The following is a 22,050-nucleotide window of genomic DNA, read 5'->3' as shown; positions in this document are numbered from 1 at the left end:
CCGTGCTTGTTCCCCCGGGAAGCGGCATTCCCCTGCGCCCCGGACGTGGTGCGGAGCCTCGAATCTGACGTCCAGGGATGGTGAAGTCAAGACACGCGTCGGGGCTGGTGCCGGTGGGGCGCGAGCCGTGCGCGCGACGGGGGCGCACGTCGCGGCGGCAGCCGACGACGCTGACCGGACCGGGCTGGACCGGACCGCACACCGAACCGCTTGACCTGCGTATTCGTTTCGCCGTCTGTGCACACGGGAAGGGTTCGGGCAGCGTTATCCCGGTCCACGGACCGAGGGAGGGGGAACGCGGTGCAGGACCTCGTGCGGGCGCTGGACCATGTCCGGACGGCCGACGGGCGGTGGTTACGGGTCGAGTGCTCGGGGGATCCGCGGGGGCGGCCGGTCTTCCTGCTGCACGGGATGCCCGGCAGCAGGGTGGGCCCCAGGCCGAGGTCGATGTACCTCTATCACCGTGGTGCGCGCCTCATCAGCTACGACCGCCCCGGGTACGGAGGGTCGGACCGTCGCGCGGGGCGCCGGATCGTGGACGTCGTCGACGACGTGACCGACGTCGCCGACGCGCTGGGACTGGACCGCTTCGCGGTGGTGGGACGGTCCGCCGGGGCCCCGCACGCGCTGGCGTGTGCCGCGCGGCTGCCCCACCGGGTGACGCGGGCGGCGGCGCTCGTCACGCTCGCGCCGCGCGACGCGGCGGGCCTGGACTGGTTCGCGGGGATGGCGCCGTCCAACGTCCGGGAGTTCCGCACCGCGTTCACCGATCCCCAGCGGTTCGCGGCCGGGATGATTCCGCGCTCCGCCGCGATCCGCTCGGACCCGGCACGGTTGCTGGACGAACTGCGCGGCGAGCTCACCGACGACGACCGGATCATCGTCTCCGACAACGGCATCCGCTCGATGCTGCTGCGCAACTACCACGAGGCGCTGCGGACCTCGCCCTACGGCTGGATCGACGACGCGCTGGCGCTCACCGCCCCGTGGGGGTTCGAACCGGGTGAGATCCGGGTGCCGGTGCTGTTCTGGCACGGGGCGAAGGACGTCTTCTCCCCGGCCGCCCACTCCTCCTGGCTCGCCGCGCGCATCCCCCGGGCGACCGCCGTCCTGGAGCCCACCGCCGCCCACTTCGCCGCGCTCCGCGCGCTGCCGGCCATCCTGAGCTGGCTCCTCACCGACCTGCCCAGGTCGGTCTCCCGGCCCGTCTGACGCTCGTCGGGCCGACGCGTACGGGGCACACCGTCGACCGCTACGGCGTACGGGGCACACCGCCGGGCGCTACGGCGTACGGGGCACACCGCCGGCGGCCACGGCGCACGGTCACACCGCCAGCGGCTCCAGGTCCCGGTAGACCCGGCGCTCCCCGGACACCAGCTGCGTGATCCCGTTGTCGGGACCCATCTGCCTGCTCTGGCGCAGGAGTTCGGCGAGCATGTCCTGCCGGAGCCGTTCCGCCTCCTGCGTCCGGCCGAGCGCGCGCAGCGTCAGCGTCGAGTTGGAGACCACTCCGAGCGCCTCCGGATGCTGCGGTCCGAGGATGTGCAGGAGCGCGTCGCGCGCCGGTTCCTCCAGCGCCCAGGCCTCCGCCGGCCGGCCCTGGTCGGCGAGGACGTTCGCGTGGTTGGCGCGCGCGAACAGCGTGTGCGGGTGCTGGTCGCCGAGGACGTCCGCCATGCGCTCGGTGACCCGCCGGAACACGGCCTCGGCCTCGCCGACGTCGCCGCACGCCCAGTGGTAGATGCCCAGGTTGTTCAGCGCGGCCTGGGTGTACGGATGCCGCTCGCCCGGCACGTTCATGTACTCGGCGAGGGCCGCCCGCGCGACCTGCCGCGCCTTCTCCCGCTCGTCGGCGGCGTACAGATCGGCCGCCCTGTTCAGGTCGCAGGCCAGCGAGTCGGGGGTGGGCGCGTCGTACTGGGCCCGGTACTGGGCCTGGGTCGCCACCGTCAGACGATGGGCGTCCTCGAACAGGCCGGCCCTGCGCAACGACACGGCGAGGGACTTCGCGCAGCTCAGTGTGCCCGGGAAATCCTTGGTGAGGGTGCGCTTGTGGGCCTCGTAGGCCTGGGCCAGGAGGTCCACCGACTCGCTGTAGCGGCCCACCTCGCGCAGGTCGCGGCCGAGACGGGAGGCCGAGGCCAGGGTGTAGGGATGGTTCGGGCCGAGAACCTCCTTGCGCCGGTCGTAGGTGTCCTGGTCGAGGTCGCGGGCATCGCTGTAGCGGCCCACCATGCAAAGCGTCAGCGCGAGGTTGTTCGCCGCGCTCAGCGTGCGCGGGTGCGACTCGTGGAAGATCTGGCTGAAGCCGTCGTGGGCCTCCCGGGCCAGCTCCACCGCGCTGGTGTACTCGCCGAGGGCGGCGAGGTCGCTGGAGAGACCCGAGACCGTGATGTAGGTGTGCGGGTGCGAGGCGCCGAGGACGCGGCGCTGGTGCTCCAGCACCTCCTCGTTCAGCCGTGAGGCCTCCACGTAACGCCCCTGGGACCGCAGCACGTTGGCGAGCTGGCAGCGCAGGTACAGGTACTGCACGTCGTCCTCGCCGAGGAAGGTCCGCCAGTGCGCCAGGACCTCCTCGGCCCGCTGCTGGGCCTCGGGGAAGTTGCCGCGCTTCCACAGGTACCGGATCCGGTCGACGAGCAGCCTGCGGGGCTCGACCTCGACGCAGTTGCGGACGTCGGCGGCGCGCAGATGGGGCCAGATGACCTCGAAGCGCGGCCAGGTCTCGGGGTCGTCGGTGGGTTCGTCGCCGTCGGGGCGCGCGCCCGCGAGGACGGTGTGGACGACGTGCCGGGCGGTCCGCTGTTCCTCCTCGGTGAGCTGGGAGCGGATCACGGCCTGGACCAGCCGGTGGATCTGGATGCTGTTGCTGACCTGGTCGACCTTGGCGAGGGCGAACCGGGCGATCTCACGGATGACCCTGCCCAGCATCAGGCTCTCCTGCAGGGTGCCGTCCACCTTGCGCAGTTCGTCGATCATCTCCTTGCTGTAGAGCAGATACGAGGAGATCGGCTCCGGAGCCATGAACGCGCACAGCTGCAGCAGCCGTACCGACGCGGGCGAGCGCTCCTTCAGCCGGGAGATGGAGACGTTCCAGGTCGCGGCCACCGTCTCCGGGTAGTCGGCGGGCTGGTTGAGGTCCAGCACGGCGGTGGTCTGCTCCGCGAGCAGCCGCAGATACTCCTCGATGGGGGCGGCCGTCTCGGCGAGCCAGGCCCCCGCCTGCTCCACCGCGAGGGGCAGGTCGCCCACCGCGAGCGCCACCCGGTCGGCCTCCTCCGCGCTCAGACCCGGGGCCCGCCGGGACAGGTGCTCGACGCTCTCCTGGCGCTGGAACACATCGACGGGCAGCGCCGAACCCTGCTGTGTCCAGGCCTGGTTGCGTGAGGTGACCAGGATGTGGCCGCCGCCCCCGGTGGGGAGGTAGGGCAGCAGTTCCGCGGGGTCGTCGGCGTTGTCGAAGACGAGGATCCAGCGCCGCGTCGGCACTCCGCGCGTCAGCATCTGCACGGCTTCCTGACTCGCCTGCGCCATGTCGTCACGGCCGGGCGCGCCGATCCGGGAACCGAGCTCGGCGAGGGAGGAGACGACGTTGTCGATCTCCTCGGCGGAGATCCACCACACCAGGTCGTAGTCGGCCATGAAGCGGTGCACGTACTCCAGGGCCACATGCGTCTTGCCGACGCCGCCGAGCCCGAACAGTGCCTGGGGCTGCGGCAGCACGACGGACAGACCGCCGCGGAGCTGCTCGCGCAGCCGGTCGAGGATGATCCCCCGGCCGGTGAAGGTGGTGTTGCGCTGGGGCGCGTTCCACACGTTGGGGACGCTGCCCGGGAAACGCGGGCCCGGTGTCCCGCTCTCCGCGGGCCGCTCCGGCAGCGACAGCGCGCCCAGCAGAGCCCGGACGCACGCGGCCTCGTCGAGCCGGTGCAGGTCGACCGGTTCGCCGTCGAAGTAGGCGTCCGAGCGCCGGGGCTCGTCGACCCGCAGGATGATGGGCGCGGCGTACGGAACGTCCGGCAGGCCGTCGGAGAGGGAGCGCCAGACCTCCCCGGCGGTGCGGGCCTTCTGGAAGGCGTTCGACATCAGGACCATCACCTGCGTCGCCGGATCGGGTCGCTCGGGCGCCCCGACGGCCACGTCGTGCAGGGTGACGTCGCAGCCGGAGAGCCGGAGCACCGCCTCCACCCACTCCGCCCACATACGGTTCTCGGCCGCGTACACCACGACGACGTCCACCGCGCGGGTCAGCGGCCGCCGCCGGGTGAAGGCCTCCACACAGCGCAGCCGCACCTGCTCGGGGATGGGCGGCAGCTCGGTGACCTCGCCGTCCGTGACCACCGCCGTGAGGCGCTCGAAGGCGGAGAGCAGGGAGTTCGCGATGCCGCTCTTGTCACCGACGGTCGCGAGGGTCTCCTCGTACGCGTAGTACGGCCGGTACGGGATCTCGACCCGGCCCCAGTACCCGTTCAGCTCCTCGGCGCCCAGCTGCTCGCCGCCGGGCCCCTTGGGCAGGCCCTCGAACTTCAGCTTGGCCAGCGCCCGTCCGGCGTCGACCTTCTCCTTCTCGCCCTCGTCGATGCGCATGGGCACCGGCAGCACCCGGATGCGCCGCTTGTGGTAGCCGTCCTCGACACTGCGGGCGACGGCGGCGGCGCCGTCCAGCGACTGGTCGCTGAGGGTGAAGCAGTCGACGAGCATGTCGGGCATGTGGATCGTGCAGATGTCCGCGTTGTCCGAGAGCCCCGTACGGCTGTCGATGAGCACGTAGTCGTACGACGCCTTCATGTCGTCCCGCAGCGCGTCCAGGAACAGGCCGCCGCCGAGCCGCTCGTAGAAGTTGTCCCACTCGAACGACGACACGGTCGCGGAGTAGTCCCGGTTCTGCTTGCCCGCGGACAGGAAGTCCAGCGAGCCGCCGTCCGGGAAGGAGAAGCCGTGCCGTTCGGGGGTGAGCGAGACGGCGTGCTGTTCGACCCGCGCGAACTCCAGGTGCCAGGGTCCGGAGCGTGGTGCTCCGGTCGTCGCCGCCCAGCAGTACTCGGTGATCATGTCGATGACCCCGGTGGTGGCGGCGAGCGCGTTCGGGTCCAGGAACGGGCGGAAGAAACGATCCAGCCCGGGGGCTTCCAGGTCCCAGTCCACCGTCAGCACGCGTTTGCCGTTGGCGGCGAGGATCCAGGCCGTGTTGGCCAGGGCCATCGTGCGCCCCGTACCGCCCTTGTACGAGTAGAAGGTGATGATCCGTCCGTCCTGCCGGGCAGTCATGCTTCTCCTCCGTGGTCGGGACCCGCGTCGGAAGGCGGCGGGTGATGAGGGCCCATCAGGCGGGGCCGGGGCCCTCGGGGGCCCGGGGGCGGATGCGCGGCGGCGTTCCTGAGGAACTGCCGGGTGGCGTGCGCCACGACGGACGGCAGGACATCGGTGAACGCCTTCAGCGTGGGCACACCCGCGACCGCCACCCGGCAGTCGGTGCGGCGCCCGTGCTCCAGGATGTTCGGCAGGACGCGTTCCAGTTCGGCCGTGAGCCGCTGCCCCTCCTCACCGTGGCACTGGAGGTCGGCGCGGTTCCAGGGCACGATCGCGCTCACCCACGGGTGGGCGGCGTGATCGAACTCCCGGAGCCGGTTCCGCCGTTCCTCGTCGTGGACGGCCCAGCGGTCGACCAGCAGGATCGCCGGGTGGCCGGGCTGGGCCGCCGCGACGGCCCCGTGCCCGTCGGGCCCACCGGGGGCCGGCACATCGGGGACCACATGTCCGTCGTCGAAGTCGGAGACGGTGATCCGGTAGTCCAGCGACCGGATCAGCTCCTCCGCCAGCGCTGGCAGCGGCCGGGTCGACTCGCCGTGGTACGGGTTCCAGTCCCGCGCGTCCTCCCCGTACGGGCGCGTGTCGCGGTGCTCGGGGACGGTGTCGCGGGTGGGCGCGGCCACGGTCAGATGGATGCTGCGGGGGCCTTCACCACGCGGCTTGAAGGCGCTGGGCGTCGTCTCGTACGGGCGGGGGCGGCTGGACGGCAGCGGTGACTCGTGGGCGACCCGGACGATCCGCTGCGCGAGCGCGAGCACGGTCTCGTCGTACTCGTCCTTCAGCCGCTTGAGCTTGATCAGCCCGTAGATCCCGTGGGCCAGGTACCGCTCCCCGAAGGGCGAGTGCTCGATGTGGATGTGCCGTACGGAATCGGGGAGTTGGTCGAAGGGGACATGCGTCCACAGCGCCGGGACGATGGCGGGGACGTCACCGGCTCCGGCGGTCTTGGCCTGCACGATGCGCTCGTTGAACGCGTACCACTCCCGGCCGCACATCTCGCTGGTGAAGTACCTCGGGGAGAACAACGGCACGAACACCCGGCACAGGGAGAGGTTCTCGCTGAGCTTGTCGGGCCAGCCGTCCCCGGAGCGCATCTCCCGGTCCATGAACCCCGCGGCCGCGCCGGCGGGCAGGTCGGTGAGCGCCATGATGTGGTCGCACAGGTCCCTGAAGAGCACGTGCACCCAGTGGTCCGGGTCGCCGCCGCCCGGCCCCCAGGGCGGGGTGTGGGCGTAACTCAGAAAGAAATAAGGCCGGTTGTCCGCGGCCCTCCCCCGTTCAGGTATGTCCACGCGCGCCCCCCTGCCCGCAGATGCCCCCCGACCCCGCCGAAGGCGCCATCCGGGCGAACCAACAATGTGCCTGATCGCCACCTGTGCCCGGCGGCTTGTTTCACGTCATTTCCCAGCGATATCCGGACATCTGCTTCAGGGCGGTGTCCACGGCGTCACGCATCCCGATGAGCACGGTGGTCCTTCCTGCCACTTCCCGCTCAGTGCGAAGATCACGCGGAAGCCGCTCACCGATCTCCTCGAAGTCCCCGTCGTACAGATCGACGTCCTCGTACTCGATCCAGCCCCTGTCCCGCACCACACAGCGGTACGTCCGGGTCGGCGGCGGCGGGGACAACCGGTACTCGGCGAGATGGAACGCCGTGCACACCTCGAACCCCACGCGCAGCAGCAGGATCTCCGCGTCGGCCTCGTAGAGCTCGGACAGCGGCGAACGCTCGCCGAGGTGGCAGTGCGGGTCGTGGTCGCCGAGCAGCTCGGTCGCCCGGGGTCCGAGCGCGGCGAAGGAGGTCTGCGGATGACCGCTGCGCACGGCGCCCGGCGTGGTCCGTACGCACTCGGCGAGCGCGCCCATCGTCGGGCAGGGGGTGCTCTCCGGATCGAACGGCGGCATCGACGCCCGGAACCCGGCCTTCTGCGGCTCGTCCATCCCCTCGGTGCGGTCGGCGTACTCGCGGGAGGTGTCGGAGTTCTCCGGAGTGAAGGCGGGCACGACGAGCGTGCCGCCCGGCCCGAGGGCGCTGAGCAGGGCGTCGCGTACGGCGGTGGGGGAGAGGCCGCTGCCCCTCAGCGAGGCGTGCGCCATCAGGACCCCGCCCGGGCGGACGCCCAACTCGGCCAGCGTGGCCCGGAAACGGCTCAACGGGTCCTGCGACCGTGTGGCGTCAGCCATGGAGCGCCCTCCATTCCGTGTGCATCTCCTCCACCAAGTAGGCGCCGCTCTCGGTGAGTTCACCGGGAGGGCGGGCGGCCAGCAGGTCCAGGGCGTGGCGGGCCCGCCGGAGATCCTCGGCGGACCGGGCCGGTGACGCGGTCGCTCTGCCCAGGTACTCGCTCGCCTCGTCGAGCAGTCGGCCGGCACCCGTGCCGGGCACGGTGAGATCCGCGATCTGCCGGAGGCCGGCGAGTCTGGACCGCCGCCCCAGCAACGGCAGTGCGCCGACGAACTCCTCGGGCTCGAAGTCGACGGCCACGCCCAGTGCCCCCGGCGCGTCGGCGCAGACCCGCAGTCCGGTGCCCGCGGCGAGCGGGGTGATCGTGGTGGCGAGGAGCGCGTTGACGCCGTCGCGCCAGCCGGGTTCGCGCTCGTCCAGCAGGCCGTACGCGGCGCGCAGCCGCTTGCCGAAGAGGGCCAGGTCGCTCGGGCTCAGCGGCTCCGCCACGGGCGACGGGTAGCGGTCGCGGTACGGATCGGCGTCGTCGATGAGGAGGGACGCCTCTTCGGTGAGACGCAGCGTCTCCAACGGCCGCCACGGCGGGGTCCGTTCCTCGCCCGCGTGCTCCGGCACCCGTACCCGGAAGTCGCCGTCGGTGACGGTGAACTCGACCCGTCCGGGACGCGGCAGCCGGACGGTCCCGAGGCTCGGGAGGTGCACCTCGCCGTCCGGGTGGTGCCAGCCGAGGGTCACCGTCGAGCCCGCCCGCACCGCGGCGGCCGTGGCGGCGGCCATGAGCCGGGGAAGGTGGCCCGGGTCGTCCGGGGAGCCGAGCAGGGCGGGTCGCAGATAGGGGTGGGCGAGGAAGGAGTCGAGGTGCGCGCCGGCGGTCGGGTCGGAGTCCAGGCGGACGAACAGCTGCCAGGCCGCGTCCCAGTCGGGGGTCCCGGCGAGCCGGCCGTTGGTGTCGGCGAGCAGTGCCCGGTTCAGGTGCAGTTGTGCCGAGCGGAGTTCGCCGGTGCCGGTGACCGCCGGCACGAGTGCCCGTTCGGTGATCCGCTCGGCGACGCCCTCGACGAGGGATCGCAGGTCGGCGCAGAAGACCGACGGGTTGTCGAACCCGCGCTCGTCGCTGTACCGGTGGGCGTAGAGTCCGCCGCCGCAGGACTCGACGACCGGGCAGCCGCGGCAGGTGTCGCTGAGACCGTCCACGCCGAGCTGCCGGGCCCGCACTCCGGGATGCCCCGCGAACTCCTCGAAGCTGTGCCGGAAGACGTCGTAGCCGGTGGCCGGGGCGCCGTCGTACGCCGTCTTGAGCGAGTCGGCCTGTTCGAAGGAACCGTCGGTCTCGACGACCGCGAGGTCGCTCGGCGCGAGTCCCATGGCCTCGGTGAGGCTGGGACCGCCGCGCAGGGTGCTGAGCACCGAGTCGAAGGTCCTGACCGGCATGGGGCGCCCCTGCTCCTCCCAGCGGTCGAAGACCCTGAGCAGCCAGTCGGCGTAGACGGTGCCCTGGCCATGGCCGGGCGGCGGGCTGTCCCAGGTCGAGTGCGGCAGCAGGTAGTCGATGCGGGGCGGCCGCAGGGCCGTCAGGGCGTCGTGCACCGCGACCGGGTCGTTGGCCACGTCCACCGTGCACAGCAGGCCCTGATAGAGGTGCCGGTATTCCGGCAGACGGAGCAGTTCGATCGCCTTCAGTACCCGGTCGTAACTGCTGCGGCCCCGGCGGTCCAGCCGATGACGGTCGTTCGCGGCCCGGTCCCCGTCGAGGGAAACTCCGACCTTCACGCCGAATTCCCGGAACACCTCCAGGTGCCGCCTGTTCAGCTGCACCCCATTCGTATGAATTCGGAGATCCAATACGGTGACCGGTGCCAGTGCGCGGGTGAGTTCCGCGCAGATGTTCCTCAGCCGGGCCGGGCCCGCGAGCAGGGGTTCTCCGCCGTGCAGAATGACCGTCACGGATTCCAGCCCGCCGTCCGCCGCGTATTCGGCGAGCCGACGAGCCACCTGGCCGAGGGTGTCCTCCGAGATCACGACCGGCCGGGCACGCCAGCTCTGGTCCGCGTGCTCGTACACATAGCAGTGGTCGCACGCCAGGTCGCAGCGGCTGTGCACCTTGAGGACCAGCTGGTGGATCGGCGGCCGGCCGTGAGAGTCCGTCACTTTTCCGGAGTGTACGCGCCCCCGCCACCCCGCGCTGACACGACGAGACCCCAACTTCCTTGATCAACAAGGAGGTTGGGGTTTCGGTGACGGTGCCTAGATGGACGAGTTGAACTCGCCCGCACCGGAGGGGCTCGCCTCGCGACCGTCGGTCACGCGACCGGTGGACCGCTGGACGCGGCGCGCACGCGGGTCGATCGTCGCGAGTGTGGCCGTCCGCGTGGGGGCGGGGCGGGTGGCGCCCTGTCGGCGGATCGGCGTCGTGCCCGTAGGGTTCATAGTTTTCTCGTCTTCTTCAAGGGGGACCAGAACGTTCTGTCATCGGCCCCCGCCCGACGAGATCCTGCACTAGGGCCCGGTCATTGAGGTTACGACGACTTCGTAACCGATGGTTCTATCATGCACGCCTCATACCATGCACGCCTCCTGGGGTAAAGGGTGCCTGGCGTCGGTGGTAAGAGGGTCCGCCTCGGCGGTAAAGGGTTCCTCGTGCCCGGATAGGCGCCCTGGTGCGATTCCAATTTTGACGAGAGCATGACCTGCCGTTCACTCCATATGTCTGTGCGAGGTCCCTCATGGCCGCAACGCCCGGCCCGAGCACCACGGTGAATGACGACGACCTGCCTCCGCTGTTCCAGGTGAATGACCGCATGGCACTGGTCCATCAGGGGGAGTCCTTCCGTGTCGTCCGCACCCAGCTGGTCGTCCTGCTCCTCGCCACCGCGACCGCGTCGATGTCGGAGCGCGTGAACAGCCGTGTCCCCTCCTGGATCGCCGCCGTGCTCTATGTGCTGACGATCGCGATCGGTGTCCACGCGTCCCGCCGCCGCTCCCGCCTGCACTGGCAGGCCCACCGGGCGGCGGCCGAGGTGATCAAATCGCTCGCCTGGCAGTACATGGCGCACGGGGGCCCCTTCCACTCCCGGGTCGCCAATCCGGAGGCGCTGTTCGCCACCCGGCTCGAGGAACGTCTGAGCGAGCTGAGGAAAGTGGGGTGGGAGGACCAGCGCGAGGGGACGGCCGGACACGGGATCGGGCAGATCACACCGATGATGCGGGCGATCCGGGCCAAGCCGTTCGCGGCCCGGCGCGACATCTATCTGCGCGACCGGGTGGTGGAACAGCTGATCTGGTACGGCAACCGGGCCGGACAGGCGCACCAGGCCTCCGTGCGCTGGTCCGGGATGACGGCCGTGCTCACGCTGCTGGCCCTGATCGCCTCCGTGCTCAGGGCGTTGGGCGTCATCGGGCGCTGGGACCTGACCGGCGTGCTGAGCGCCGCGGCGGCGGCCGGGGTGGCCTGGCAGGAGGTCCGACGGCACCGCCCGCTCACGTACGCGCACTCGCTCGTGGAACAGGATCTGGAGACCCTGCGGGTGGCGATGAGCACCACGGTCACGGAGGAGGGCTGGGCGGACGCGGTCGCGGAGGCGGAGCGCCTGGTCTCGCCGCAGCACACGGACTGGCTGGTGCGGTTCGGCTCCTGACAGGGCCCCTGACAGGGCTCCCGACAGGGCCCCTGACAGGGTTCCTGACGGGGTGGCGGGAGCGGAACGTCAGCGTGGGCGGACGACGCCCGGGCTCCACAACACGGTCACCGGGACACCGGTGCCGCGCGCGTAGTCCACGATGTCACCGGTGCCGCCGAGGCCGCGGGCGGGGGCGCCGTCCCAGACGGCGATCATGCGGTCGACATGGTCGACGATGTAGCGGCCGGCCGCGTAGTAGGCCTCGTCGTGGGTGCGCTCGTGCGGCAACTGCACGCGCTCGGCGCAGCACTTCAGGAGCCGACGGTACGACGCCCGTACGCGGTCGTCGCCGAGATGGGCCTCGTAGTCCATGCCGGGGATCACGGCGGTCAGCGCGATGCCGTACTCCAGGGCGATCTCGGCGAACAGCTGGTCGGCGCCGGCGGCCAGGCTGCTCACGGCCCGGACCGAACCGATGCCCCGTAGCTCCGCCCGGACGCCCGAGCGTACGGCTGACAGGGCTCCGTCCGGGATCTGTCGATGTCCGGTGATGCCGATCCGGGTCACGGGCCCTGCCATTCGCACGCTCTCCTCCGCGGCCGCGGTCATCCAAATCACCCTAGCGTCAAGGAACCTGCACGGAAACGACACGTACGCGCGTTCGGTGAGGCATCGGGGGCTCACAGAGGCGACAGCCAGGTGAGCGCCGTGTCGACGGCCGCCCCCTCGTGCTCCGGGCCGGGGGAGGCGGGCGAGGGGCGAGGCGTGGGTGAGGGCGAAGCGTGGGTGAGGGCGAAGCGGAGGTGAGGGCGAGGCGGAGGTGAGGGCGGGGCCGGGGTGAGGGCGGGGCCGGGGTGAGGGCGGGGCGGAGGTGAGGGCGGGGCCGGGGTGAGGGCGGGGCGGAGGTGAGGGCGGGGCCGGGGTGAGGGCGGGGCGGAGGAGAGGGCGAGGCGGAAGTGAGGGCGGGGCCGGGGTGAGGGCGAGGCGGAGGAGAGGGCAAGGCGGAGGACAGGGCGAGGCGGCGAGGAGAAGGCGGTGGCGAGCGCGAGGCGGCGGGCAGGGGGAGGCCGTCGGCGTCGGGTCGGTCCTCCGTGCCGGGCCGGGGTGAACCTGCCGTCGGCGCCGGCCCTGGTCCCCGGCGTGTCAGTCCGCTTGTTCGGTGTCGTCGACGGCCCCCGGCTGGGGAGACCGGTCGCCGACCCGGTCCAGGGTGAGGGGCTCGATGCGGCCCTCCAGCATGGCGCCGACGCCGAGGGCGGCACAGACGTCGGGGCGTTCGGCGATGTGGACCGGCATGCCGGTGGCGTGACGGAGCATCTGGTCGAAGCCGGGGAGGAGGGCGCTGCCGCCGACCATCATGATGCCGCGGTCGGCGAGGTCGGCCACCAGGTCGGGCGGGCAGTCGCGCAGGACCTTGCCGATGCCGTCGACCACGGCGGTGAGAGGGGTCTGGATGGCGTCGCGTACGGCCGCGGTGTCCACCTGGACCGAACGGGCCAGCCCCGTCGCCACGTCCAGGCCGTGGATCTCGGTGGAGGCCGGGCCGTGCGGGGTGAGGCCGTTGCCGGAGAGGGCGAGCTGCAGCGGTCGTACCGACTGGCTGGGCAGCGTCAGCTCGTGGCGGAGGCGAAGGTGCTGCACGATCGCGTGGTCGATGGCCTCGCCGCCGACGGGGATGCGTACGGCGTTGACGACCGAGCCGAGGGAGAGGACGGCGAGCTCGGTGGCCCCCGCACCGCACACCATGATCATGGTGGCCTCGGGCTGCTCGACGGGCAGACCGCAGCCGACCGCCGCCGCGATGAGGGTGTCGACCAGTTCCACCCGGCGCGCGCCGAGGCCCACCAGGGTCTCGATCGTGGCGCGCTGGGCGAGCGGGTCCGCGTCGTGCGGGGTGCAGGCGGCGGCGCGCAGGACGGGCTTGCGGCGCAGGTTGCGGCGGACCTTGTCGCCCAGCAGCTGGCGCAGCATGCGCTGGGCCATCTCGATGTCGACCACGGTGCCGCCGGAGACGGGCCGCACGACCCGGATGTAGTCGGGCGTACGGCCCATCATCCGCTCCGCGAACTCCCCGACCGCGATCAGCGCGCCCGTGCGGGTGTTGACGGCGGCCACGCTCGGCTGGTCCACCACCAGGCCCGCGCCCTTCACGAACACCCGGGTCCGCGCGGCCCCGAGGTCGACGCCGAAGTGGCAGCGGCGCAGCTGCTCCAGACTGGCGGTCATCGCGGTCATTGCGGATCCTCCCGAGAGCACGGACCGTACGGACCGCCGCTGTTCGGCGGTCCCCTGGTTCCCTCTGCATCGTGCGGGGGGTGGGGGCGGGGTGCCTGTCGGGGTGGGCCGGGTGGGGGTGCGGCCGGACGGGTGGTCCGGTGCGCGGAAGTCGGGCGGGAGGGGGAGAAAGGCGAGGTGGGAGCGGGTGGGAGGAGGTAGGGAGGGCCGGGACGGTCGTCACTCAGGTGGGCGTGCGTCCGGGCGTGTCGTCTTGTCGGGGCGGGTCGTCGCGGGTTCGACGATCCCCCGTACGACTCCCAGCTCCACCAGATCCTGTGGTCGTAGCCGGAGTTCGTCCGCCGTCGTCCGGGTCTGCTCCTGATGGCGTTTGAGGATCGCGGTGGCCGGCTCCGGGGCGATCACCGAGAAGTAGCTGTCCGGCGTGGCCCAGGTGTGGTCGGGGGCGGCGAGTGCCAGGGCTCCGCCGGAGCCGCCCTCGCCGATGAGGAGGGTGGTGAGCGGGGTGAGGGCGGTGGCGACGGTGGTGAAGAGGGTGGCGATGGCGGGGCCCGCGCCCTGACGTTCCGCTTCGGCGTCGTTCGCGGCTCCGGGGGTGTCGATCAGGGTCAGTACGGGGATGCCGAGGCGGTCGGCGAGGCGGATCAGGCGGGTGGCGGTGCGGTAGCCCGCCGGGCGGGTGGGGGTGCCGCACTGGGCCGCGTAGGCGATGGTCCGGCCCTCGCGTTCGCCGAAGCCGCACAGCACGCCGGGGTCGGTGCCGCCGACGCGGTCCCCTCGCAGGGGGGCTCGGCGGCTGAAGTAGGCGTCCAAGTAGGCCTCGGCGCGGGGGCGTTGGGGGGAGCGGGCGCGTTGTACGGCTTCCCAGCCGGTGGTGGGGAGGAGGGGCGCCGTAGGGGGTGGGGGTGGGGGGAGCGGTTCGTCGGCGGCTGAGGGTGCGTGGTGGCTGGTCGCGCCCCGCGGCGGAGTCGCGGATGGGTACAGCCCCGCGCCCCTCGAGGGCCGGCGGCCCTCGTCAGGGGCGCGGTGCGGTGGGAGGGCGTGGGGCGGGGGTGCGGGGGCCGTGGAGGGGGTGGTCAGGAGGGCCAGCCAGAGGGCCAGGGTGTCGCGCAGGTCGTCCGGGTGGACCACCGCGTCCACGGAGCCCGCCGCCACCTGGGACTCCGCCGTGTACGCCGCCGGGTCCGCGTCCGGAGGGCGGACCCGGGAGCCGGCGAAGCCGACCTGGGCGTCGGGGAGGGCGAGGATGATGTCGGCGCCGGCGCCGAGGGCGGCCCAGCCGCCGCCTGTCGTGGGATCGCGGAGCACCGCGATCTGGGGCAGCCCGGCCTCGCTCGTCAGCGCCGACTGGCGGGCCACGCGCTGGAGTTGGGTGAGCGCGCGCATGCCCTCCTGCATCCGGCTGCCGCCGGTCGCGATCAGGGAGACGACCGGCAGGCGGTGCTCACGGGCGTAGGTGTACGCCGCCTCCAGACGGTCGCCGGCGCGTTCGCCGAGCGATCCGCCGAGGAAGCCGAACTCGAAGGAGACCAGTACGGCCGGTGTGCCGGCGGGGGTGGTCCCGGGCGGTGTGTCCGCCGGGCCGTTCGCGCCTGCCTCGCCGTGCTGCGGTGACCCGGCTGCCGTGGCCGCTGTCGTGGCGGCGGCACCCGTGGCCGCAGTCGTGGCGCCGGCACCCGTACCCGCTGTCGTGGTGCCGGCACCCGTGGCCGCTGTCGTGGTGCCGACCGCTGTGCCCGCTGTCGTCGTGCCGGCCGCCGTGTCGATGTCGGTCGCAGCGCCGGTCGCGGCGCCTGTCGTCGTGCCGGTCGGGGCGGCCCCGGTCTCCTTCGGTGTCCTGTCGCGGATCACCGCCCTGCCCCACACCACCGACTCCTCCTCCCCGGTGCGCTCGGCGGCGCGGGCGCGGGAGGTGTCGTAGCCGTGCCAGGCGAGGGGGCCGTCGGGAGCGTAGTCCCGGTGGGGGGTGGGGAGTTCGGTGAAGTCGTCCGTCAGGAAGGCGATGGCCTCGCGGGCGGAGCGGCGCCGGTCACTCATCCGTCTTCAGCGCTCGCTTCATGATCTTGCCCATGTCGTTGCGGGGGAGGGAGGAGAGGTAGTGGACGGTGCGGGGGCGTTTGTGGGGGGAGAGACGGGTGGCGACGTGGGTGGCCAACTCCGAGGCCGGGGGCGGGGACTGAGGGTCCGTCGGGACGATCCAGGCGACCACGCGTTCACCGAGGTCGGGGTCCGGTGCGCCGGTGACGGCCGCTTCCCGTACCCCCGGGTGCTCCAGGAGCGCGTTCTCGATCTCGCCCGCGCCGATCTTGTAGCCGCCGCTCTTGATCAGGTCGGTGGCCTTGCGGCCGACGATGCGTACATAGCCGTCGGGGTCGCGGACAGCCATGTCGCCGGTGCGGAACCAGCCGTCGGGGGTGAACGCGGCGGCGGTGGCGTCGGGGCGGTTGAGGTACTCGGTGAAGAGGTTCGGGCCGCGTACCTGGATCTCGCCGACCGACTCGCCGTCGTACGCGGCGAGGGGGGTGCCGTCGTCCTCGACCAGCCTCAACTCCACCCCCGGCAGCGGGACTCCGACCGTGCCGGCCCGCGGTTCGCCGTCGGCGCGGACGCTGGTGTTCATGAGGGTCTCCGTCATGCCGTACCGCTCGATCACCCGGCGGCCGGTCGCCGCCGCGATCCGTTCGTGGTCGTGCACCGGCAGCGCGGCCGAACCGGAGACGAGGAGGCGGGCCCGGCCGAGTGCCTTCGCGAGGTCCGGGTCGGTGGGCAGGGCCTCCGCGAGGCGGTGGTACATCGTCGGGACGCCGAACAGCATCGTCGCGCCGGCCGACAGCTCCCGGGCGACCGCGGCCGTCTCGAACCTGCCGAGGTGGCGGACCGAGCCGCCGCGGCGCAGTGGGCCGAGGATGCCCAGGATCAGGCCGTGCACGTGGAAGAGGGGGAGGGCGTGGACCAGTACGTCGTCGGCGGTCCACTGCCAGGCGTCGGCCAGCGCGTCCAGGGTGGTCGCGACGGCCCGGCGGGGGATGACGGCGCCCTTGGGCGGGCCGGTGGTGCCGGAGGTGTAGACGACGAGGGCGGCGTCCTCCTCGGCGGCCTTCCGCTCGTCGGGGGCGGGTCCGCTTCCGGTGTCGTGCACATCGACATCGACGCGCTCCAACTCCCTCACCGAAGCGGGTAGTTCATCGTCGGGGGCGGCGAGCACGAGTGACGGCGCACTGTCGGAGAGGATGTGCCCGAGTTCCTTCTCCCCGGACTTCGGGTTCAGGGGGACGGCGGGTACGCCCGCCCGCAGTGCCGCCACCACGGCGACGGCGGTCTCCAGCGTGGGGGTCGCCCAGACGGCGACCCGGCCGCCCCCCTTGACGCGGTCCGCCAGCGCGCCGGTCACGGCCGTGAGTTCCGCGTACGTCAGGGACCGGTCGCCGAACCGGAGGGCGGGCCGGTCGGGGGCCTGGGCGTCGCCGGTGAGATCCGGGAAGAGAGGGGACACGTGTCGTACTCCTTGGTTGTCGCCGTCCGATGTACCGCTGCTGACCATGGGCTACCGGACATCATTCGCAGTGCTCCGGCCTTCAGACCAGAGGTGCAGCGAATCCTGTGGCCGTGACGCGGAGCGTCGCGGTGTCGTTCCGGCGGAGCCGGACCCTGCCTCGTGACGGTGACCGACCGTTCACACGTTCCCGGTGACGACGTGGGTTCGACATGCCTAGTGTGATCGTCATGCAGCTCCGGTACGCCTTCAGGCTCTACCCGGATGCCGGTCAGCGCACCGCGCTGGGCAGGGCGTTCGGGTGCGCCCGCGTCGTGTTCAACGACGCGGTGCGTGCCCGCGAGGACGCCCGTAAGGCTGGACAGCCGTTCCCGACGGCCGGTCAGCTGTCCCGGAAGCTGATCACCGAGGCGAAGCGGACAGGGGAGCGGTCCTGGCTGGGCGAGGTCTCCGCCGTCGTCCTCCAGCAGTCCCTGAGGGATGCCGAGGCCGCGTACCGCAACTTCTTCACCTCCCTCAAGGGCGCCCGGAAGGGACCGAAACTGGGCGCGCCCCGGTTCAAGTCCCGCAAGGACGCCCGGCAGTCGGTCCGGTTCACCGCCAACGCCCGCTGGAGGATCACCGACAGCGGCCGTCTGAACCTGCCGAAGATCGGCGCGGTGAAGGTGACATGGTCCCGCACCCTGCCCACCACCCCCACCTCCGTCACCGTCATCAAGGACGCGGCCGGCAGATATTTCGCCTCCTTCGTCATCGACACCGACCCCGCCGCCGACCAAGCCCGGATGCCCGCAACCGACCGCACCATCGGCATCGATCTCGGCCTGACCCTCCCCCAGACTCCGTCCGGGGGGACCCCCATCGCGGTCCTCTCCGACGGCACGAAGATCGACTCCCCGCGCTTTCTGCGGCGCGCGGAGAAGAAACTGAAGAAGACTCAACGCGAGCTGTCCCGCAAACAGAAAGGATCGAAGAACCGGGCCAAGGCCCGCCTCAAGGTCGCCCGCGCACATGCCGAGGTCACCGACGCCCGCCGTGAGTTCCACCACCAGCTCTCCACGAAGCTGTTCTCCGAGAACCAAGGGATCGCCGTGGAGGACCTGTCGGTGAAAGGACTGGCCCGCACCAGGCTGGCCAAGTCCGTCCACGACGCCGGATGGTCCTCGTTCATCGGCATGCTGAAGTACAAGGCGCAACGGTACGGCCGGACCCTGGTCACGATCGGCCGGTTCACACCGACCTCTCAGACCTGCTCCACCTGCGGCACCGTGGACGGGCCCAAACCCCTGAACGTGCGGGAATGGACGTGTGCCGCCTGCGGCACGGTCCATGACCGGGACATCAATGCCGCGATCAATATCAAGACGGCCGCCGGACTGGCGGTATCGGCCTGCGGAGCGCCGGTAAGACCAGGACTAGTCCCGGCACAGCGCGAAGAAACAGGAAGCCACGGATTCCCGACCGGAAACCGTGCCGCGTAGCGGCACGGCAACCAGTCAAGGAAGGCCAGAATCCCCGCCCTTCAGGGCGAGGAGCATGTCAACCGAATCCCGGTACGACCACCAGCACCAGCCAGACCACCGCGGGTACCACCGCGGGTACCACCGCCACCACGATCCCCCCGAGCGGCCCCGGCAGGCGGCCACCGCGACGCGCCTCCACGTCCGCATGGTCGCCAAGGTCCGCCTGCTGAACCGGGACCTGGGGGACCCGCCTTCCTGAAGGGGCCGAGAGAGGGCCGCGGGGCCGCTGTCGGTGCTGGTCGGTCCAGCCCGCAGGAGTCGGAACCCCCAGAGGCTCAGGCCTTCAGGATCTCAGGGCTCAGGGCTCAGGGCTCAGCGCGCCCCGTGCTCCGCCGTCTCCTTCCGCACCACGTCCGCCACCACACAGCTCACGTTGTCCGGGCCGCCCGCCTCGTTCGCCTCGGTGACGAGGGCGCGTACGGCCGACTCGGGGTCGGCGATCGAGGCCAGGGTGTGCTGGATGGCCGGGGCGGGGACGACCGAGGAGAGGCCGTCGGAGCAGAGCAGGTAGCGGTCGCCGGGGTGGGCGTCGTGCAGGCGCAGGTCGGGGGTGGAGATGGCCGTGTCGCTGCTCAACGCCCGCAGAAGCAGGGCGGGTTGGGGGTGGGTCGTCGCCTCCTCGGGGGTCAGGCGGCCCTCGTCGATCATCGACTGGACGACGGTGTGGTCGTGGGTGATCCGGAACAGTTCGCCGCCGCGCAGCAGATACGCGCGGGAGTCGCCGATGTGGACGAGGGCGAGCTGGGAGCCGGTCCAGAGCATCGCGGTCAGGGTCGTGCCGTCCTCCCCGGTTCCCGCGACGTCCCGTACGGCGGCGGTCGCGCCCCGTACGGCGTCCTCCAGCAGGTTCAGCACGCTGCCCGCCGGGAGCGTGTCGCGGTCCAGGGTCTTCAGTGCCTCCACGGCGGCCGTGCTCGCGGGGGCCCCGGCCGGGCCGAAGCCGTCGGCGACGGCGAGGACGCGGGTGCCGGCGTAGGCGGTGTCCTGGTTGGCGGCGCGGACCAGGCCGGTGTCGGAGAGGGCGGCGTAACGGAGTTCCAGCATCGTTGTGTTCTCCTCGCATGTGTGGGTGAGGTGGTCCACGAGGAAGGCCGCCAGGTCGCGTCGGGTGGCCGTCTCGGCCTCGACCCCGGCCCAGTAGGCCCGGATCTCCCGGGCCGCCGGGCCCGGCTCCAGCGCGCACACCGTACGGATCCGGGCCAGCGGCATGCCGAGCCGGCGCAGCCAGGCCACCAGCCGCGCCCGCTCCAGCTGTTCGACGGCGTAGTAGCGGTATCCGGTGTCCGGGTCGACCCGGGCGGGCCGGAGCAGATCCAGCTCGTCGTAGAGCCGCAGTGCCTTCGGTGACAGCCGGCACGCCTTCGCGAAGGCCCCGATCGTCAGCATCTTCATGGCTCTCCCTGACTCCCCGTCGGTCCTGGCCGCTCCTGGCTGTTCCTGGCCGTTCCTCGTTCCGCGATCGATGCTGGGGCTTCACCGAAGGGGAAGGTCAAGCGGTGGTGCGGAGCCATGCCGATCACTCGTTATCGTTTCGTGATCGACTCGACCAGATCCGATCACATACCGATCACACTCTGAAGGAACATGACCGCCCACAACGCAACACCTCCACGCACCCGCACCAGCAGCACCCGCACGCGCACCCGCCGCCGTCGAAGCGGCTCGGCGCACACCGCAGCGCAGGGATCGGCCAAGAGCGCGGGCAAGAACTCGGGCAAGAAGTCAGGGCGGCGGAGGAAGGGCCCCGCACGATGGGGGAAGGGGCCTCTGTGGGGCGGGCTCGGGGTCGTCGCGGCCCTCGGTGTCGCCGGATTCGCGGCGGTGTGCTGGACGACCGGCGGCACGGAGGAGTTAGCCGGCGGGGCGGGGTCCGGCGCGTCCGCCGAGCCCTCGCCCGAGCGGTCCCGGCGTTCGTCCAGCCCCAGCCCCGGTCAGAGTCCCGGTGCCGGCACCGGTGCTTCCCGTAGCCCCTCCTCCTCGCCCAGTTCGTCTCCGGGTGAGTCGGGGTCGTCGTCCCCCAGCGGTTCGCCGGTCACCATCCCCAGGACCGGGCCGGGCACGTTCACCACGGCCTCCGGCGGCAGCGGCAAGGTGGGCAAGGGCGCGCCCCTGCGCTATCGGGTCGACGTCGAGAAGGGCCTGTCACTGTCCACCGCCGACGTCGCCGAGGAGGTGGAGGGCATCCTCGCCGACCCGCGCGGCTGGACCGCGGACGGCGACTCGGCCTTCCAGCGGGTCTCCGGCGGCCGCACCGACTTCGTCGTCAAGGTCGCGACCCCCGGCACCGTCGACGACATCTGCGGCGCGGGCGGGCTGAACACCGGCGGCGAGTACAACTGCAACGTCGGCGACAACGTCATGGTCAACCTCGAACGCTGGGAACAGGCCACCCCCGTCTACGCCAAGGACGTCAAGGCCTACCGCGCCCTGATCATCAACCACGAGGTCGGCCACTTCCTCGGCCACGGCCACGTCGGCTGCCCCGGCGAGGGCGAGCCCGCCCCGGCGATGATGCAGCAGATCAAGGGCATGAACGGCTGTGTCCCCAACGTCTGGCCGTACGACAGCGAGGGCCGCCCCGTCACGGGACCGTCCGTGCCGTGAGCGGGAGCACCCCGCGGAATCCCACTTCTCCCCCCGGCCTCCGAGGTTGTTAGCCTGCGCCCGAGACCGGCCCTCCGGGCACCTCCCGGGGGGCCGCCGCAGACGTACGAGAATGGAGCCTCCGTGGCCCGCACAGCCGCCCCCCGGATAGCCGTCGCCACCTACGATCCCGGGCCCAGGACGAACCACGACCGGGATCTGCCGGTGCTGGTGCGGGCGCTGGGGGAGGCCGGGGCCGACGCGGCGGCCGTGCACTGGGACGACCCGGCGGCCGACTGGGCCGGTTACGACCTCGTCGTCATCCGCTCCACCTGGGACTACAGCTGGCGCGCGGCCGAGTTCGTGGCCTGGGCGCGGAAGGTCGGCGAGGCCACCCGGCTCGCCAACCCGGCCGGGGTCGTGCGCTGGAACACCGACAAGCGGTACATCGGGGATCTCGCCCGGGCCGGGGTGCCCGTGGTCCCGACGGCCTATCTCGCGCCGGGCGACCCCGTGAAGCTCCCCGAGGCGCACGAGTACGTCGTGAAGCCCACCTCCGGCGCGGGCGCCCGGTTCGCCGCCCGGTACACCCCCGACCAGCGGGAGACCGCCGTACGGCACGTCGAGCGGATGCACGCCGACGGGCTCACCGCGATGGTGCAGCCGTTCGTGACGAGCATCGACACCGACGGCGAGCGCGCCCTGCAGTTCTTCGGCGGCCGCCTGCTGCACGCCAGCCGCAAGGGTGCGGTGCTCGCGCCCGGCACGGCGTACGACGCCGACAAGATCGCCCACCCGGACCTGGAGCCCTGGACCCCGACCGAGGCCGAACTCGCCGTCGCCGAGCGGGCGTTGACTGCCGTACCCGAGCGGCCCGAGCTGCTGTACGCGCGCGTCGACCTCGTCACCGGGGAGGACGGGCGGCCGTGCGTGATGGAGCTGGAGCTCGTCGAGCCCAACCTCTTCCTGTGGCTGCACCCGGATTCGCTGCCCCGCGTGGTCGAGGCGGTCCTGGCGGCGGCCACCGGCTGACTCCGCAAGGCCGCCCTCACCCGAAGAGGCGGGAAATCCACGAAGCGCGCGTCCCGCCCGTGCCCGCTGCCT

The 22,050-nt window shown here is 72.1% G+C and carries 16 protein-coding genes; 6 read left to right on the top strand and 10 right to left on the bottom strand.

The window, feature by feature from the left end; genetic code table 11:
* The first annotated feature begins 300 nt into the window (after positions 1–300).
* On the top strand, positions 301–1,212 hold the full coding sequence (locus OG202_RS15975; protein WP_326583019.1) for an alpha/beta fold hydrolase: 912 nt from the start codon (positions 301–303) through the stop codon (positions 1,210–1,212).
* 111 nt (positions 1,213–1,323) lie between these two features.
* On the opposite strand, the gene fxsT is transcribed toward OG202_RS15975, so the two are convergent.
* The 5 genes from fxsT to OG202_RS15950 all read right to left on the bottom strand — a co-directional run bounded on the left by fxsT (position 1,324) and on the right by OG202_RS15950 (position 9,922).
* On the bottom strand, positions 1,324–5,268 hold the full coding sequence (fxsT, locus tag OG202_RS15970; RefSeq protein ID WP_328222969.1) for an FxSxx-COOH system tetratricopeptide repeat protein: 3,945 nt from the start codon (positions 5,266–5,268) through the stop codon (positions 1,324–1,326).
* Positions 5,265–6,602: a TIR-like protein FxsC gene (locus OG202_RS15965; RefSeq protein ID WP_326583021.1), complete on the bottom strand. Its 1,338-nt coding sequence runs from the start codon at positions 6,600–6,602 to the stop codon at positions 5,265–5,267. The genes fxsT and OG202_RS15965 overlap by 4 nt, the downstream gene beginning before the upstream one ends.
* A gap of 100 nt (positions 6,603–6,702) precedes the next feature.
* Entirely contained in the window at positions 6,703–7,494 is a 792-nt protein-coding gene (locus OG202_RS15960) for an aminoglycoside N(3)-acetyltransferase (protein ID WP_328222968.1), read from the bottom strand.
* A complete protein-coding gene (gene fxsBH, locus OG202_RS15955) occupies positions 7,487–9,643 on the bottom strand; it encodes a radical SAM/SPASM protein FxsBH, inactivated beta-hydroxylase extension form (RefSeq protein WP_328222967.1) in 2,157 nt (718 codons plus the stop codon). Before fxsBH ends, OG202_RS15960 begins: the two co-directional genes overlap by 8 nt.
* A 96-nt stretch (positions 9,644–9,739) precedes the next feature.
* Entirely contained in the window at positions 9,740–9,922 is a 183-nt protein-coding gene (locus tag OG202_RS15950; RefSeq protein ID WP_326583024.1) for a hypothetical protein, read from the bottom strand.
* Between the two features lie 296 nt (positions 9,923–10,218).
* Here OG202_RS15950 and OG202_RS15945 point away from each other — a divergent pair, with 296 nt between their 5' ends.
* On the top strand, positions 10,219–11,130 hold the full coding sequence (locus tag OG202_RS15945; protein WP_326583025.1) for a DUF4231 domain-containing protein: 912 nt from the start codon (positions 10,219–10,221) through the stop codon (positions 11,128–11,130).
* A 69-nt stretch (positions 11,131–11,199) separates the two neighbouring features.
* Here OG202_RS15945 and OG202_RS15940 read toward each other — a convergent pair whose 3' ends face one another.
* From OG202_RS15940 to OG202_RS15925, 4 genes are all read right to left on the bottom strand, one after another.
* Positions 11,200–11,691, bottom strand: coding sequence for a hypothetical protein (locus OG202_RS15940; protein ID WP_326583026.1), 492 nt, complete (start codon positions 11,689–11,691; stop codon positions 11,200–11,202).
* Positions 11,692–12,255: 564 nt separating this feature from the next.
* Positions 12,256–13,338, bottom strand: a complete 1,083-nt coding sequence (locus OG202_RS15935) for a rod shape-determining protein (RefSeq protein WP_326585842.1) — start codon at positions 13,336–13,338, stop codon at positions 12,256–12,258.
* Between the two features lie 228 nt (positions 13,339–13,566).
* Entirely contained in the window at positions 13,567–15,384 is a 1,818-nt protein-coding gene (locus OG202_RS15930; protein WP_328222965.1) for a carboxyl transferase domain-containing protein, read from the bottom strand.
* Complete coding sequence (locus OG202_RS15925; RefSeq protein WP_328222964.1) at positions 15,377–16,840, bottom strand: acyl-CoA synthetase; 1,464 nt, start codon at positions 16,838–16,840, stop codon at positions 15,377–15,379. Before OG202_RS15925 ends, OG202_RS15930 begins: the two co-directional genes overlap by 8 nt.
* Positions 16,841–17,070: 230 nt before the next feature.
* Here OG202_RS15925 and OG202_RS15920 point away from each other — a divergent pair, with 230 nt between their 5' ends.
* Complete coding sequence (locus OG202_RS15920) at positions 17,071–18,321, top strand: RNA-guided endonuclease InsQ/TnpB family protein (RefSeq protein ID WP_328222963.1); 1,251 nt, start codon at positions 17,071–17,073, stop codon at positions 18,319–18,321.
* Positions 18,322–18,376: 55 nt separating this feature from the next.
* Positions 18,377–18,562, top strand: coding sequence for a hypothetical protein (locus OG202_RS15915; RefSeq protein ID WP_328222962.1), 186 nt, complete (start codon positions 18,377–18,379; stop codon positions 18,560–18,562).
* A 113-nt stretch (positions 18,563–18,675) separates the two neighbouring features.
* Here OG202_RS15915 and OG202_RS15910 read toward each other — a convergent pair whose 3' ends face one another.
* Positions 18,676–19,755 carry a MerR family transcriptional regulator gene (locus OG202_RS15910; RefSeq protein ID WP_328222961.1) on the bottom strand — a complete coding sequence of 360 codons (1,080 nt, stop codon included), beginning with the start codon at positions 19,753–19,755 and terminating at the stop codon, positions 18,676–18,678.
* A 375-nt stretch (positions 19,756–20,130) separates the two neighbouring features.
* On the opposite strand from OG202_RS15910, the gene OG202_RS15905 reads away from it, so the two are divergent.
* Positions 20,131–20,967, top strand: coding sequence for a DUF3152 domain-containing protein (locus OG202_RS15905; RefSeq protein ID WP_328508202.1), 837 nt, complete (start codon positions 20,131–20,133; stop codon positions 20,965–20,967).
* Positions 20,968–21,090: 123 nt separating this feature from the next.
* Positions 21,091–21,978, top strand: coding sequence for an ATP-grasp domain-containing protein (locus OG202_RS15900; protein ID WP_328222960.1), 888 nt, complete (start codon positions 21,091–21,093; stop codon positions 21,976–21,978).
* Positions 21,979–22,050 lie beyond the last annotated feature (72 nt).

The organism is Streptomyces sp. NBC_00310 (genome assembly GCF_036208085.1).
Lineage (GTDB): Bacteria > Actinomycetota > Actinomycetes > Streptomycetales > Streptomycetaceae > Streptomyces.
The sequence above is the reverse complement of the archived record's forward strand: the minus strand, read 5'-3'. Positions and strand labels throughout refer to the sequence as shown.

What these genes read in the sequence shown, in the direction of transcription:
- OG202_RS15920 (WP_328222963.1), top strand. Translation starts at nt 17,071, where the DNA reads ATGCAGCTCCGGTACGCCTTCAGGCTCTACCCGGATGCCGGTCAGCGC.
- OG202_RS15915 (WP_328222962.1), top strand. Translation starts at nt 18,377, where the DNA reads ATGTCAACCGAATCCCGGTACGACCACCAGCACCAGCCAGACCACCGC.
- fxsT (WP_328222969.1), bottom strand. Translation starts at nt 5,268, where the DNA reads ATGACTGCCCGGCAGGACGGACGGATCATCACCTTCTACTCGTACAAG.
- OG202_RS15940 (WP_326583026.1), bottom strand. Translation starts at nt 11,691, where the DNA reads ATGGCAGGGCCCGTGACCCGGATCGGCATCACCGGACATCGACAGATC.
- OG202_RS15960 (WP_328222968.1), bottom strand. Translation starts at nt 7,494, where the DNA reads ATGGCTGACGCCACACGGTCGCAGGACCCGTTGAGCCGTTTCCGGGCC.
- OG202_RS15910 (WP_328222961.1), bottom strand. Translation starts at nt 19,755, where the DNA reads ATGAAGATGCTGACGATCGGGGCCTTCGCGAAGGCGTGCCGGCTGTCA.
- OG202_RS15950 (WP_326583024.1), bottom strand. Translation starts at nt 9,922, where the DNA reads ATGAACCCTACGGGCACGACGCCGATCCGCCGACAGGGCGCCACCCGC.
- OG202_RS15930 (WP_328222965.1), bottom strand. Translation starts at nt 15,384, where the DNA reads ATGAGTGACCGGCGCCGCTCCGCCCGCGAGGCCATCGCCTTCCTGACG.
- OG202_RS15935 (WP_326585842.1), bottom strand. Translation starts at nt 13,338, where the DNA reads ATGACCGCCAGTCTGGAGCAGCTGCGCCGCTGCCACTTCGGCGTCGAC.
- OG202_RS15945 (WP_326583025.1), top strand. Translation starts at nt 10,219, where the DNA reads ATGGCCGCAACGCCCGGCCCGAGCACCACGGTGAATGACGACGACCTG.